18 protein-coding genes are annotated in these 12,972 nt (G+C 71.0%); all 18 read right to left on the minus strand.

What is annotated here, in order from left to right; all coding sequences use genetic code 11:
* Positions 1-180: 180 nt before the first annotated feature.
* On the minus strand, positions 181-429 hold the full coding sequence (locus FV242_RS29075; protein ID WP_147941342.1) for a hypothetical protein: 249 nt from the start codon (positions 427-429) through the stop codon (positions 181-183).
* Positions 430-537: 108 nt separating this feature from the next.
* Positions 538-759 carry a hypothetical protein gene (locus FV242_RS29080; protein ID WP_147910764.1) on the minus strand — a complete coding sequence of 74 codons (222 nt, stop codon included), beginning with the start codon at positions 757-759 and terminating at the stop codon, positions 538-540.
* 160 nt (positions 760-919) lie between these two features.
* Positions 920-1,942: a sensor histidine kinase gene (locus tag FV242_RS29085; RefSeq protein WP_147941343.1), complete on the minus strand. Its 1,023-nt coding sequence runs from the start codon at positions 1,940-1,942 to the stop codon at positions 920-922.
* A 6-nt stretch (positions 1,943-1,948) separates the two neighbouring features.
* Positions 1,949-2,548, minus strand: coding sequence for a SpoIIE family protein phosphatase (locus tag FV242_RS29090; RefSeq protein WP_147941344.1), 600 nt, complete (start codon positions 2,546-2,548; stop codon positions 1,949-1,951).
* Complete coding sequence (locus FV242_RS29095; RefSeq protein WP_147910767.1) at positions 2,545-2,958, minus strand: ATP-binding protein; 414 nt, start codon at positions 2,956-2,958, stop codon at positions 2,545-2,547. The genes FV242_RS29090 and FV242_RS29095 overlap by 4 nt, the downstream gene beginning before the upstream one ends.
* On the minus strand, positions 2,955-3,410 hold the full coding sequence (locus FV242_RS29100) for an ATP-binding protein (protein WP_147910768.1): 456 nt from the start codon (positions 3,408-3,410) through the stop codon (positions 2,955-2,957). The genes FV242_RS29095 and FV242_RS29100 overlap by 4 nt, the downstream gene beginning before the upstream one ends.
* Positions 3,388-3,777: an STAS domain-containing protein gene (locus FV242_RS29105; RefSeq protein WP_147910769.1), complete on the minus strand. Its 390-nt coding sequence runs from the start codon at positions 3,775-3,777 to the stop codon at positions 3,388-3,390. Before FV242_RS29105 ends, FV242_RS29100 begins: the two co-directional genes overlap by 23 nt.
* Positions 3,777-4,628 (minus strand): STAS domain-containing protein, encoded by an 852-nt coding sequence (locus FV242_RS29110; protein WP_147941345.1) that lies wholly within the window; start codon positions 4,626-4,628, stop codon positions 3,777-3,779. The genes FV242_RS29105 and FV242_RS29110 overlap by 1 nt, the downstream gene beginning before the upstream one ends.
* An 8-nt stretch (positions 4,629-4,636) precedes the next feature.
* Positions 4,637-5,020 (minus strand): response regulator, encoded by a 384-nt coding sequence (locus FV242_RS29115; protein ID WP_147941346.1) that lies wholly within the window; start codon positions 5,018-5,020, stop codon positions 4,637-4,639.
* Between the two features lie 95 nt (positions 5,021-5,115).
* On the minus strand, positions 5,116-6,384 hold the full coding sequence (locus FV242_RS29120; protein WP_147941347.1) for a methyl-accepting chemotaxis protein: 1,269 nt from the start codon (positions 6,382-6,384) through the stop codon (positions 5,116-5,118).
* Positions 6,385-6,386: 2 nt separating this feature from the next.
* The gene (locus FV242_RS29125; RefSeq protein ID WP_147906539.1) at positions 6,387-6,761 is read right to left on the minus strand and encodes a response regulator; all 375 of its coding nucleotides are present in this window, start codon (positions 6,759-6,761) and stop codon (positions 6,387-6,389) included.
* A 9-nt stretch (positions 6,762-6,770) separates the two neighbouring features.
* Positions 6,771-7,565, minus strand: coding sequence for a ParA family protein (locus tag FV242_RS29130; RefSeq protein WP_147941348.1), 795 nt, complete (start codon positions 7,563-7,565; stop codon positions 6,771-6,773).
* On the minus strand, positions 7,562-7,837 hold the full coding sequence (locus tag FV242_RS29135) for a hypothetical protein (protein ID WP_147941349.1): 276 nt from the start codon (positions 7,835-7,837) through the stop codon (positions 7,562-7,564). Before FV242_RS29135 ends, FV242_RS29130 begins: the two co-directional genes overlap by 4 nt.
* Positions 7,837-10,488, minus strand: a complete 2,652-nt coding sequence (locus FV242_RS29140) for a chemotaxis protein CheA (protein WP_147941350.1) — start codon at positions 10,486-10,488, stop codon at positions 7,837-7,839. The genes FV242_RS29135 and FV242_RS29140 overlap by 1 nt, the downstream gene beginning before the upstream one ends.
* Complete coding sequence (locus tag FV242_RS29145) at positions 10,485-10,862, minus strand: response regulator (RefSeq protein ID WP_147906535.1); 378 nt, start codon at positions 10,860-10,862, stop codon at positions 10,485-10,487. Before FV242_RS29145 ends, FV242_RS29140 begins: the two co-directional genes overlap by 4 nt.
* 7 nt (positions 10,863-10,869) lie before the next feature.
* Positions 10,870-11,748, minus strand: coding sequence for a protein-glutamate O-methyltransferase CheR (locus FV242_RS29150; protein WP_306440333.1), 879 nt, complete (start codon positions 11,746-11,748; stop codon positions 10,870-10,872).
* Positions 11,745-12,362, minus strand: coding sequence for a HEAT repeat domain-containing protein (locus tag FV242_RS29155; protein WP_147906534.1), 618 nt, complete (start codon positions 12,360-12,362; stop codon positions 11,745-11,747). The genes FV242_RS29150 and FV242_RS29155 overlap by 4 nt, the downstream gene beginning before the upstream one ends.
* A partial coding sequence (locus FV242_RS29160) for a CheB methylesterase domain-containing protein (RefSeq protein ID WP_147941351.1) occupies positions 12,352-12,972 on the minus strand: 621 nt, incomplete at its 5' end. The genes FV242_RS29160 and FV242_RS29155, both read right to left, overlap by 11 nt.

Here is a 12,972-nt window from a genome sequence, read left to right on the forward strand (position 1 = left end):
GCCGCGATGCGCTCGGCGGCGGACCGCGCCGCCTCCCGCTCGCCCGCGGTCGCGCCCCGGGCCGCCAGGGCGAGGCACTTCTCGAAGCGGTCGCGCTCAGCCGGCGTCATGATGGGTCCCGGATCGGCAGGTTCGTCGGTGTCTTAGATCCTGCCGGCGGTCCTGTCCCGCGCGGTCCCGTCACCGGTTGTTCAGGAGCGCGCGCGCGAGGAGGTGCAGGGTCGCCCCGAGGCCGAGCGCGCAGGTCGAGACCACCAGCACCTGAAGGCCGCTGATGCCGGGCCGCGGGCCGAAGCTGTAGGCCAGCAGCGAGCCGCAGGAGCCGGCCGAGACGACGCCGGACGCGATGGTGTTGAGCCACGTCGCCGACAGGCGGCGCCGTTCATCGTTGATGTCGCCCATGGCCGGCTCCCGTGCGGGCGAATCCATGTTTATATTCATAACGCAGGAAATATTACCAGAAATTGCATCCGGTTGCAAGGCACCGATGCCATGGCGGCTTGGTCCGCGCTCCCCTGCGGCCCGCTGCGCGCGCGCTCAGGCGGCCCCCGTCCGGCAGCGGGCATAGCCCCGGGAGATCAGCCGGCCCTGGAGAACCGCCCGTCGTTCGGCCTCGCCGAGATCGGTCAGGGCGTCCGTGATCGCCGCGACCAGAGCGGTCCAGGCGTCACCCCGGGCGGCACGATGATAGGCCAGCGCGATCGCCTCGGCCTCGCTCAGCCGAATCTCCACCGGCGGTTCGTGCGGGTTCGTGTGCATCGCCAATCCGTCCTGTTGAGAACATATAGCGAACAAAGCGCGGAAACCGCGGCGGTTCAACTCTTTCGCGCGCCCCGCCGGCGATTGCGGTGGAGGGCTGTTGATCGATGCCGGAAAGTCCAGCCGCGGCGCGGCCTTACGGCGTCCGCCCCCGGGCGGCTCAGCCGGCCGAGACCGGCAGCAGCAGGGTGACGGTGGTTCCGCGCCCGGGCTCGGACTGGAGCTGCAGGTCGCCCGACCAGCCGAGCACCATGCTTCGGACGATCGCGAGCCCGAGGCCGGTGCCCTGGCCGCTCGCCTTGGTGGTGAAATACGGGTCCAGCGCGCGCGCCGCGACGTCGGCCGACATCCCGTGCCCGTCGTCGATCACCCGGAGCCGCATCCGCGGCCGCGATCCGGCGCCGGCCCAGTCGCCGCCGACCCGGTCGACTTCGACCCGATCGACCGCGACCCGCATGTCCGTCGCGCCGGCCTGCACGGCGTTCTGGAGCAGGTTCAGCAGGATCTGGGTCAACTCGCCCTGGAGGGCCAGGACTTCGGTGTCGCGGTCCCGGATCACGACCGCGAACGGCTCGCGCAGCATCGGCCGGATGAAGGTGCAGGACGTCGCCACGGCGGCCCCGAAGGCGAAGCTCTGGGGCGCGATCGTCTCCCGCCGGACATAGCCCAGGATGCCCTGGATGACGCCGACCGCCTGGATCGCGCAGGCCTCGACGGTCTCGAGGTCGGCGCGCTCGGGCGGCCGCCCCTCGGTCAGGTCGGCCAGCATGAGCTCGGTCATCCCGCGCACCGGCTGGAGCAGGTTGTTCAGCTCGTGCGCCACCGACCCGACGAACTGGCCGAGCGTCTCCAGCCGCTGCCGGTCCCGCTCGGTCCGATCGCGCTCCTGCTGCCGATGCTGCTCGAGCAGGTCGATCTTGGTCCGGTACGCCACCGCGGCCGAGACCATCAAGGCGCTCAGGCAGGCCGACATGCGCCGGATGATCTCCGGCTGGTTGATCGGCACGCCCCGGTCGGACAGCGCCAGCGCCGCGCCCTCATGCAGGCCGGCAATCTCGTCGAGGGAGATGTCGTCGGTGATCGCCAGGCGGCCGAGTTCCTCGATGTCGAGGAGCGGGGCCTCGGCGGCCGTGGCGACGTAGCGCGCCATGCCGTCGGTGTAGCGCCGCAGGAGGTGTTCCATCCGGCCTCACCCCCGGAAGGCGACGCACAGGACGCCGCAATCGTCGCTCGCGCGTCCGTGGCTGGCCATCAGGTCCGCGGCGAGCCGCTCCGGATCGCCGCGCAGGGAGGGCGGATCGGCCTCCAGGTCCACCGGCCGGAGGCCGTCGGTCCACAGAACCAGGATGTCGGCGGGGACGAACGGCACGACGAGGGGTTTGAGCGGGCGCAGGCCAGCCCCGACGATCCCCGGCATGCCGTCGAACCGGAGCGTCCGCTTGGCGAACAGGGCGCCCTGGATGTTGCCGACCGCCGCCGTCGTGATGGTCCCGGCGGCGGGGTCGATCCGCACCAAGGCCGCGGCGGCGCCGCGGGTGTGGCGCATGGAGCGGTCGGCGGTGGCGAGCCGCTGCGTCGGCTCGACGCCCACCTGTCCCTCGACCAGGGCGAGCAGGCTCCGGGCGGCATGGTGGGCGTCCGGCCCGTGGCCCAGGCCGTCGACGATGCAGGCCAGCGTGGCGTCCCCCTCCTGCCACCACGCGACCATGTCGCCGCACGCAGTCTCGCCGGGATAGGTCCGGGTCACCGCGGCGATCACGGGGGTCGGGATCTGCGGACGCGCGCTCATGGCCGCCGCACCAGGCAGACGATCCGGGTTCCTTCCCCGACATGCGACGTGATCGCGAAGGCGTCGACCAGGCGGCGCGTCCCCGGGAGGCCGCAGCCCAGGCCGCCACGGGTCGAGTAGCCGTCCTCCATGGCCAGCGTCAGGTCGCGGATCCCCGGGCCGTCATCCTCGGCGACCAGCTCGATCACGGCCGCCCCGGTCGCATCCTGCGCGGTCAGCCGGATCAGGCCGCCGCGGTCGGTGTGGAGGACGAGGTTCATCGCGAGTTCGGAGACCGCCGTCGCCAGGCCGTGCGCCCGCACGGTGGTGAAGCCGTGCCGCAGCGCGAGCCGGCGGGCCTCCTGCCGCGCTTCGGCGGCGTCGATCTCGCTCGTCACCCTGACGGTCACCACGTCCGGCTCCGGACTCATCGGCGCCTCGTCATCCCGGTCCGGACCAGCGTGCGGCCCGGACGGGTCTCGATCGTCATGTCGTCCATCAGCTTGTGCACGGCGGCGAGGCCGAGCCCGAGGCCGCCCCCGGTGGAGTATCCGCGCGTCATCGCGCCGGTGATGTCGGCGATCCCGGGGCCCTGATCCTCGACCTCGATCACGATGCTCCGCTCGTGGGCGGTCACCCGGGTCAGCACGCGGCACGCGCCGCCGCCGGCATACGTCAGGGTGTTGCGGGTGAGTTCGGAGACGACCGTGGCCAGGCGGGTCTGGTCGACGGTGCCGAACCCGATCGCCGCCGCGGCCGCGCGGCTCGCCTGGCGGGCCCGCAGGATGTCGTCCTGGCCCCGGATGTCGACGACCGCGCACGTCGCGGTGCCGGACACCTCCGGCTCCGGTCCGTCGCGATCAGGCGGCCGGGACTTCGTCATGGCGACCTCCGCGGGACGCCACCATCCGACCGACCTTGGCCACGCCGCCCTCGAGATCGAAGGCGGTCTCCATGTCGATCATGCCCCGGCCCATCTCCACGAGGGTCAGGGCCACGGCGGGCTGCATCCCGGCCAGGACCGCGACCCCGCCCATGATCTTCACCATCTTGGCCGTCTCCGACAGGATCCGGGCCATGTAGGAATCCACCACGTCCGCGGCCGTGATGTCGATGACGAGACCGTCGGCCTTCCCGGCCTGGATCAGCGCGAGGGCGTCGATCTGGAGGTCCATCACCTGCTGGTCCGTCAGGTCGGCCGGCAGGGAAGTCAGGAGGACGCGGCCGAGCCGGAGAATGGGGACGCGCATCAGAGCATCGTCTCGATCGGGCCCTTGGCATTCTCGCCGAGGAGCCGGAAGGCTTCGGCCAGGCCGGCCCGCAGGGTCCCCCGGGTGATCATGCTCGACAGGTCCACGTCGAGCTTCACGAGGGTCTGCGCCGCGTCCGGACTGATGCCGGTGACGATCACCCGGGAGCCGAGCAGGCGCGCGGCCTCGACGGTCTTGGTCAGGTGCAGGGCGACGCGGCTGTCGATCAGCGGCACGCCGGTCACGTCGAGGATCGCGATATGCGCCTCCTCGCGGGCGAGCGCCTCCAGCAGCCACTCCATCACCTGCCGGGCCCGCTGCGTGTCGATGATCCCGACGAGCGGCATCAGGATGATGTGGCGCCAGATCGGCAGGGCCGGGGTCGCCAGGTCGAGGAGGGCCCGGCCCTGGCGCTTGATGATCTCCTCGCGGGTCTCGACGAAGGTCGCGAAGGTGATGAGGGCCAGCTTGTCCACCGCCGCGTCCAAGGCGGCGCGCGCCTGGTCCGGCTCGGCGATCCCGTCGCCGGCCTGGCGGTTGAGCAGCGCGCCCGCGATCGTCTTCAGCGCCAGGATCAGCTCGGCGGTCTCCATCGGCGTCAGGCCGTCCCGGGCGCAGGCCGCGCTGATGGTGGCGGCCTGTTGCTCGACGGTTCTGAAGGCTGCTCCGGCGCCCTCGCCCTCGCTGGCGAGGAAGTAGGCCGTGAGCTTCTCGACCAGCGTGCCCAGTTCGAGCTTGAGCAGCTGCAGCGAGGCCGGCTGGGCCGCCGGGGCGGCGTCGCGCAGGTGCGCGAGCCACGCGTCCAGCACGCCTGCCCGATTCTGGAGGAGGGTTTGTCCGACGCCGTACATAAGTTCGGTCACTCCTTGGCGGCCGATGGCGCGAGGGCGGAGACGGCGGCCAGGAGCTCCTGCATGCCCACCGGCTTCATGAGCACGCGGTCGGCTCCGACGCGCGCGGCCTCCTCCATCGAGAAGAGCTGCGGCGCCCGCGGGGCGCCGCCGGTGATCGCGATGATCGGCAGGCCGGGCCGGTTCGCCTTGACCCAGCCGATCAGCGTCAGGCCGTCCCGGCCGGGCATCCACAGGTCGGTGACGAGGAGGTCGAACGGCCGGCCGCCCAGCAGCGTCTCCGCCTCGGCGGCGGAGCTGCATTCCTCGACCCGGTGCTGACCGCGCTCGAGAAACCGCCGGACCGTCATCCTGACGACCGGAACGTCATCCGTCAGGAGGATCGATGCCATCGATCAATCCTCCTGGCGTGTCTGTGGGAATGGCGCATCGAAAGACCTGATTACAGGACGTATGCGCGTTAGTAATATTGGGATGTCACTAATTCCTAAAACAATTCGATATCGTTCATCGCATTGACGTCTCTTTTGGGAGGAGATGGTCCTTCTGAGAGCGCGATGTCTGCAAAAGACTTAACGTCGGGCCAAGATTTCGTCAAGGGATTCGATAGATCCAGCGCCTGGAGATGCGTGCGCGCCGCGGCGAAAATACCTTCGAGATGCTGAAGACGCTGCCGCGTGACGTCCTGAAACTGAATCGAGCCGATCAGCCGTACGATCGGCTGCGCGATGCGGGCGCTCTCCTCCTGGACCTTCACCAGCGTGTCGCGCTGATGGGCGACCAGGCGCTCCATGTTCTCGGTCAGGCTGGCGATCGCCGCGGCGATCTTCATCAATTCCCCGCGCTCGTCCTCGACGCGGTCCGTCACCAGGGTGGAGAAATTCTCCCGGATGGATTCGCGTAAGGAGGCGAGGTCCCGGGCGATCCGGGTCGCGGTGTCGGCCGAGGCGCTCGAGAGTTCCTTGACCTCCCTGGCGACCACGGCGAAGCCCGCGCCGGCCGCCTCGGCCCGGGCCGCCTCGATGGTGGCGTTCAGGGCGAGCAGGTTGGTCTGGCGGGCGATGGACTGCACGCCGTCGGTGGCCCGGGTCAGCTGCGCGGTGGCGACGTCGAGCTCGTCGAGCCGCTGCCGGCACTCCGCCATGTCCTGATCGCGCCGGACCAGGAAGTCGCCGATCAGCTGGCGGTTCGTGGTGAGCTGCTGGTCGGTCTGGTCCACGATCTCGATCACCCGGGCGTTGGAGCCGGACAGGTCGAGGAAGGACAGCAGCTCGGTCATCGCGCCGTCGACCTCCCGCAGGCTGGTCATGATGTCGTAGGCGGCGGCCTCGGTCTCGACGGTGACCGAGGCGGTGTCGGTGGCGGCGCGTTCGAACAGGCGGTCGTAGACCGCGAGGTGTTCGGCCAGGGTGGCCTGGATCTCCGCGGGGTCCGCCCCGTCCCGCCCGGCGGGCCCATCCCGCCGATCCTCCGGGGGCGCCGCCGCCGCCGCCGGCATGGTCTCCTGAGACCCGTGCGCCTCCGGGCCGGCCGGCGGGCGTGCCGCAGCCGCGGCCCGGGCCGCGGCCCAACCGGTTCCCCAACTGGCTGCCCAACTGGCTGCCCATGTCGCCGCGAAGCCGACCGCCGCGATGGCGGCGACGCCCGGCACGGGGCCGAACGCGGCCGTGCCGACGGCGGCGAGCGCCACGGCGGCCAGCACCGCGCAGAGCGGGCCGAGCCATCGGATCGCGCGCGGCGGCATCGCACAGGCCATGGTCAGGCTCCGGGGACGAGCTGGCGGATCACCTTGAGCAGGGCTTCCGGATCCACCGGCTTGACGATCCAGCCCGTGGCGCCCGCCGACTTGGCCTCGTTGCGCTTGTCCTGCTGGGACTCGGTGGTCAGCATCAGGATCGGGATGAACTGCAGGCCCGGGAGCTTGCGCACCCGGCGGATGAGGTCGATGCCGTTCATCGCCCCCATGTTCAGGTCGGTGATCAGCAGGTTCGGCTTGGTGCCCGCCTGCAGGGTCTCCAGGGCCTGTTCGCCGCTGGCAGCCTTCACGACGCCGAGCCCGGCCTTGCCCAGGATGCCCTCGATGCTCATCAGCATCGTGGGGGAATCGTCAACAATCATGATCGTCGTAGCCAACACGGTCTCCTAGGGTGCTGCGTGGGGTGCGGGCGCCGCCTCGGCCTGCCAGAATGCGGTCAGCTCGTCGGCCAGCACGCTGTAATCGGCCGCGCCGCGGCTGGACGGGGCGTAGTCCCGGATCGGTTTGCGGACGGCGAACGCCTCCGCCAGGCGGATGTCAGTCCGGATCCCGGTGAGCACGCGCTCGATTCCGAATTCCCGGGCGATCTCCTGCATGGTCTCGCGGTGGTGATTGGTGTGCACGTTCAGCATCACCGGCAGCAGGCCGACCACCGTCAGGTCACTGTTCACCGTGGTGGCGATGCGGAAGAACAGCCGCGCCAGCTGCCGCACCCCCTCGGCCGACAGGGCGTGCGGAATCATCGGGACGAGCACGCCGTCGGCCGCCGCCAGGGCGTTGACCAGGATCATGTCCAGCGAGGGCGGCGTGTCGACGATCACGAGGTCGAAGCGCGCCCCGATCTCCGGCGCGCGCAGGCAGCGCTGCAGGGCCGAGACGCTGCGGTCCACGGTCCTGGTGCCGTCGAACAGCTGGTCGGCGGGGGCGACCGACACGCCCGCGAAGGCGGTCGGCCGGATGGCATCCTGCAGGTCGAAGGCCGGGTCCGTGAAGATGTGGTGGGCGGTCGGGGCATCGCGCTCCGGCACGATGCCGAAGCCGAGGCCGGCATGGCCCTGGGTGTCGAGGTCGACCAGCAGGGTACGCCAGCCGCGGGCGCCGCATTCCGCGGCCAGGTTGACCGAGGTCGTCGACTTGCCGCTGCCGCCCTTCCGGTTCGAGATGGCCAGGATCCTGGTCAAGCGGCCGCTCCGGGCGCCGGCGGGGCGGCCTCCGCGGCCCCTTGTAGGAACGGCATCACGACCCCGGCCAGCGCCGGGTCGGCGGGCGGCGTGAGGGCGGCCGGCCGCGCTGCGGCCAGGACCTGCAGGATCGCGGCGTGGAGCCCGAGGCACTTGGTCAGCACGACCTTGTGGGGGCCCGGCTTGCGCAGGGCCTCCAGCAGCGGCGGGGCCTCCTCGACGGTGCAGTGCCCTTCGAGATGGACGGTCTTGCGGGCGATCCGGATGCCCATCACAGCAACTCCCTGAGATCGAGGACCAGGAGGACCCGGCCGTCCCCCAGCAGCGTGGTGCCGGCATAGCCGCCGATGCCGGCCAGGACGCCCTCCAGGGGCTTCAGGATCACGTCCATCCCCTCCCGGAAGTTGTCGATGATCAGCCCGACCCGTCGGCCGCTGACGTGGCAGACCAGGACGGCGGCGTCGTCCTCACCCTGGGATTGCTGCTGCTGTTGCTCGGGCAGGTGCAGCAGGCGCGACAGCTGCAGCAGGGGGATGATCGTCTCGCGCAGCACGAAGGTCTCGGCCTTCTTGATCCTGCGGATGCGCGCGCGCGGCACCCGCACGGTCTCGACGATCATGTCCATCGGCACGCCGTGGAGGCTGCCGGCGGCCTCCACGATCATGATCCGGGTGACCGCCATGCTGAGCGGCAGGGCAAGGCGCGTCGTCGTCCCCTCGCCGAGGCGGGAACTCACCGAGACCTGACCGCCGAGCTTCTCCACGGTGGTCAGCACCACGTCCATGCCGACCCCGCGGCCGGACAGGTCCGAGATCTCCGCCGCCGTCGAGAAGCCCGGGCGGTAGATCAGGTTGATCGCCTCCTGGTCGGACAGGCGGTCCGCCTCCTCCTGGCCGACCACGCCCTTGGCGACGGCGGCGCTGCGGATCCGCGCCGGATCGATGCCGCGGCCGTTGTCCTGGACCTCGATGACGACGCTGTCGGCCTCCTGGCGGGCCTTGAGCAGGATCCGGGCGGTCGCCGACTTGCCCGCCGCCCGGCGCTCGTCCGGGGTTTCGATGCCGTGATCGAGGGAGTTGCGGACGATGTGCAGCAGCGGGTCGCCCAGCGCCTCGACGATGGTCTTGTCGGCGGCCGTGTCCTCGCCTTCGAGGACGAGGTCGATCCGCTTGCCGAGCTTGCGCGCGAGGTCCCGCACCAGCCGGGGGAAGCGGTCGAAGATCTCGGCCACCGGCAGCATGCGGACCTGCATGATCGCGCCCTGCATCTCCTGGGCGAGCCGGTCGATGACCGCGTACTGCTCCTTGATCTCGCGGGACATCTCGCGCGAGGCGTAGGTCTCCTCCGCCCGCTTGGCGAGAAACGGCAGGGCGTTCTTCGAGACGACGAGTTCGCCGATCAGGTTCATCAGCAGGTCGATCTTGGCCTGATCGACCTTCAGGGATTTCGCGGCGATGCGCCCCTCGGGCTCCTTGCCGGCGGCGGCTGCGACCGGCGCGGCCTCCTCGGCGAAGGTCTGCGGCAGCGTCCCGGCAAGGTCCGGCGCGGCCTCGGCGCGCTGGAGCGGGGCGCCGGCCAGCACAGCCGAGAGGGCGTCGAGCACGGGCGCGACCGAGCGGGACGCCCGGGCCTCCGCCAGGGCCGCCTGGACCGCGGCGCGGTCGGCGTCGCGGCCGAGGCTCAGGAGCACGTTCCCCACCACGGTGCCGACCGAGGCGAGGCGTTCCGCGTCGTAGCCGGTGCGCTCCAGGATCCGATGCTGGCTCGCCAGGACGGAGCGGGCGAGGTCTTGCCGTGGATCGGCGGCTTGCGCGGCCGGCTTTGGCGTCGGCTCGGGTGCCGGCGCGGCCGGCGCGGGGAGGGCCGGAGCCGGATCGAGCCGGCCCGAGCCGGCGGCCGCCACGAGGGACGCCACGAGACCCGCATCGGGCGATCCCGCCGACAGGGCGGCGTCGAGCCAGTCCAGCGCCTGCCGCCGCCACAGCATCGGCCCGGCGACGCTGCGCAGCGCCCCCACGGCCTTGCGCAGGTCGTCGTGGCGCCCGGCGGCCAGGAACCCCGAGGCCGCCTCGCGAAAGTCGTCCCAGATCGGACCGTCGCTGGCCGCGCCGTCGATCCGCACCAGGTCCCGGGGCCGCACGGCCGCGATGGTGACCTGGTCCAGCTCGTAGCGCAGCGCCTGCTCGATCTCGGGCCGGGGCGCCGTACTCAGCAGGGCGAAGTGCAGGTTGCACTGGTAGGGGTCGAGATCTTCCAGCGGACCCCACGGCTCGGTCGCCGCGATGTCGAGGGCGAGCGCGTCCGGCACCTGCTGGATCGTCAGCAGGGGGTCGGTGCCGTTGAAGAAGCAGCCCGGCTCCGGCGTGTAGCGGACCAGATGCACGGCCTGGCCGCCGCAGGCGCGGCGGAACGCGTCCAGGCAGGCGGCGGCCGGCAGGCGGGCGAGAAGCGCCGGCGGCACCGTCGCGACCGCTCCGGCGGGTGCCGGATCGGCCTCCTGCCGCGCGTCCGCCGCCGGCGCCCCCGCGTCGTCCTGCGATCCCAGGCGCTGACGCAGCTGCGTCGCCATCCGGTGCGCCACCCCGTCGGCATCCGCCGGCAAGGCCGCGCGCCGCTCGAGCGCGTCGATCCACTGGCCGACCTGGTCCAGGCTGTCGAGCAGCATGTCGATCAGCGCGGAGTCGATCTGGAGCGCGTCGGACCGGACCTCCCCGAGGAGATCCTCGGCGGCGTGGACCAGCCGGGTCAGGGCCATGGCGTCGAACAGGCCGGACGAACCCTTGATCGTATGGACCGCCCGGAACACCTCGTTGATCGCGGTCTCGTCCGTCGGGTTCCGCTCCAGCTTCAGCAGACCGCTGGCCGAGACCTGCAGCAGCTCGCGCGCCTCCGGGATGAACCGAGCCAGCAGGGGGTTGGTCATGGCTGCGCGCCCGTCAGCAGGCGCGCGGTCTCGACCAGCAGCACGGGATCGGCCGGCTTGACGATGTAGAAGTTGGCGCCGACCTCGTAGGCCCGGCTCGCATCCGCGTCCTGGGCCTCGGTGCTGATCGTGACCACCGGGGTCGCCTGGAGCGACGGCTCGCGCCGGATCCGGGACACCAGCTCGTAGCCGTCCATCTTGGGCATGTTGATGTCGACGATCATCAGGTCGTAGCCGCCGAGCAGCGCCTTCTCCAGGCCCTCGACCCCGTTGGTGGCCTCCTCGACCACGAACCCGGCCCGGCCGAGCACGTCCTGGTAGAACATCCGCATCGTGATGCCGTCTTCGACGACAAGTATTCGTTTCCCGGACATGCCCGTCTCAATCCTGTTCGATCGGTCTTTGGTAGACGATCGTGTCGCCGAACTTGCGCGGCAGGAACATCGACGACATGCGGCTCATGCTCTCCGAATGGCCCAGGCAGATGAACCCGCCCGGGATCAGGCATTCGTAGAGCGCCTCGACCGCGGCGCGTCGGGACGTGTCGTCGAAGTAGATCAGCAGGTTCCGACAGAAGATCACGTCCATCGCGCGATAGCGGTGCATGTGGATCGGGTCGGACAGGTTGGCGATCGAGAACTCGATGGAGCTGCGCAGCTCCTCGTGGATCTCGAACTGGTCGTCGCCGAGACGGCGGAAATACTTCTTGCGCAGCTCCGGCGACAACCGCTGCAGGGAGCGGTTGCCGTAGATCCCCTTGCGGGCATCGGCCAGCACCCGGGAATCGATGTCCGACCCGGTGATCTCGATGGCGAACTCGTCCGCCCGCGACCAGTGTTCGAGGATCTGGATCGCGATCGAGTAGGGCTCCTCCCCGGTCGAGCAGGGCATCGACCAGATCCGCAGCGTCGCGCCGGGCCGGCGCGTCCGGGTGATCTCGGGCAGGATGCCCCGAACCAGGGCATCGAACTGATAGTCCTCGCGGAAGAAGTAGGTCTCGTTGACCGTCATCAGGTTGACGAGATGCTGCAGCTCCTCCCCCGACGCCTGGAAGCGCAGCAGGGTGAAGTAGGCCTTGAAGCTGTCGCTGCCGGTCTTGGCGATCCGCTCCAGGAGTCGCTTCTCGACGAAATACTCCTTCTTGCCGCTGAACGAGATGCCCGTGCGGCGATAGAAATACTCGTAGAACTTCTCGTACTCGTCCTCGCTGATCTGGATCGCCGAGGCGGTCTGCCCGAGGGAACGGGAGGATTGCATCATGCGCCTCCGATCCGGCGGATCGCCGCGGCGGCCGCGAAGCGGATGAACGGCACCTCCGGGAAGCGCGCGGCCAGGGCCTGGAGCGGCGCGACGGCGGCCTCGTTGCCGATCTCCGCGAGGCCGTCCACCGCCGCCGCGCAGACGTTGATGTGGGGATCGTGCGCCACGACCTCGGCCAGCCAGTCCGGCGCCTTCGGGTGCGGCAGCAGGCTCAGCATGTTGACCGTCAGGATGCGGACGTCGCTGTCGGGATCGGCCAGCAGGTCGGCGACGTGCGGCTCGACCTCGGCGGGCATCTCCTGGAGCACCTCGATCGCGGCGTTGCGCAGCCCGCTGTCCTCGCTGCGGAGCAAGGGCAGCAGGCCCTCCACCACCGCGGGGGACTTGAGGCGGATCAGCGTCGTCAGGATCACGGCGCGGACGCTGGCGGCGGGCTCGCGGCCGAGATGCGCGCACAGCAGCGGCCCGGCCTCCGGGAAGGCGCCGAGTTCGCGGGCGGCCCGGCGCCGCTCGCCGCTTTCCGGCGAGGCGAGGGCGGCCGTGAGCGCGTCGAGATCCGCGTGCGGCGGCGCCTCGGCGTCGGGCTTCGGCAGGGTCGGTTTCTTAAGGGCCACGGCGGCGTTCCCCGGCTCGAGCGCCGGCTTCCGGGGCACGGAGCCACCCGACGAGCTGCTCTGCGATCGCGTCGCTCGGCAGGACCAGGCTGGCCCCGCCGCGCTTGATGAGTTCGTGCGGCATGCCGAAGACGATGCTGGTGTCCTCGTCCTGCGCGATGGTCATGCCGCCGCCGGCCCGCACCCGGGCCATGGCCTCGGCGCCGTCGTCGCCCATGCCGGTGAGCTGCACGGCGATCAGCCGGTTGGCTGGGAGATGCGCGAGCGCGCTCTCGACCATGCGGGCGACGCTGGGATGCCAGATATGCTCGTTGCTCTGCGGCAGCGGCGTCGCCGAGTAGCCGGTGCCCCGGCGGGTGACGACGAGGTCGGCATCCCCCTTGGCGATGTAGACCGTGCCGGGCTCGATCGGCATCTGCCGGGCGACCTCCACCACCGAGACGGCGCAGAGGTCGTTCAGCCGGCGGGCGAAGACGCCGGTGAAGCTGCTCGGCATGTGTTGCGCGACCAGGACCGGCCAGGGGAAATCCTTCGGCAGGCGGGGCAGGATCTCCTCCAGCACCCCGGGCCCCCCCGTGGACACGCCCACCAGCACCAACCCGGTCGGCCC

The organism is Methylobacterium sp. WL64, from assembly GCF_008039945.1.
GTDB lineage: Bacteria > Pseudomonadota > Alphaproteobacteria > Rhizobiales > Beijerinckiaceae > Methylobacterium.

Coding starts and splice junctions, on each gene's coding strand:
- FV242_RS29080 (WP_147910764.1), bottom strand. CDS start 759: ATGCACACGAACCCGCACGAACCGCCGGTGGAGATTCGGCTGAGCGAG.
- FV242_RS29075 (WP_147941342.1), bottom strand. CDS start 429: ATGGATTCGCCCGCACGGGAGCCGGCCATGGGCGACATCAACGATGAA.
- FV242_RS29135 (WP_147941349.1), bottom strand. CDS start 7,837: ATGGGCATCCGGATCGCCCGCAAGACCGTCCATCTCGAAGGGCACTGC.
- FV242_RS29105 (WP_147910769.1), bottom strand. CDS start 3,777: ATGCGCGTCCCCATTCTCCGGCTCGGCCGCGTCCTCCTGACTTCCCTG.
- FV242_RS29085 (WP_147941343.1), bottom strand. CDS start 1,942: ATGGAACACCTCCTGCGGCGCTACACCGACGGCATGGCGCGCTACGTC.
- FV242_RS29120 (WP_147941347.1), bottom strand. CDS start 6,384: ATGGCCTGTGCGATGCCGCCGCGCGCGATCCGATGGCTCGGCCCGCTC.
- FV242_RS29095 (WP_147910767.1), bottom strand. CDS start 2,958: ATGAGTCCGGAGCCGGACGTGGTGACCGTCAGGGTGACGAGCGAGATC.
- FV242_RS29110 (WP_147941345.1), bottom strand. CDS start 4,628: ATGTACGGCGTCGGACAAACCCTCCTCCAGAATCGGGCAGGCGTGCTG.
- FV242_RS29090 (WP_147941344.1), bottom strand. CDS start 2,548: ATGAGCGCGCGTCCGCAGATCCCGACCCCCGTGATCGCCGCGGTGACC.
- FV242_RS29145 (WP_147906535.1), bottom strand. CDS start 10,862: ATGTCCGGGAAACGAATACTTGTCGTCGAAGACGGCATCACGATGCGG.
- FV242_RS29115 (WP_147941346.1), bottom strand. CDS start 5,020: ATGGCATCGATCCTCCTGACGGATGACGTTCCGGTCGTCAGGATGACG.
- FV242_RS29150 (WP_306440333.1), bottom strand. CDS start 11,748: ATGATGCAATCCTCCCGTTCCCTCGGGCAGACCGCCTCGGCGATCCAG.
- FV242_RS29140 (WP_147941350.1), bottom strand. CDS start 10,488: ATGACCAACCCCCTGCTGGCTCGGTTCATCCCGGAGGCGCGCGAGCTG.
- FV242_RS29100 (WP_147910768.1), bottom strand. CDS start 3,410: ATGACGAAGTCCCGGCCGCCTGATCGCGACGGACCGGAGCCGGAGGTG.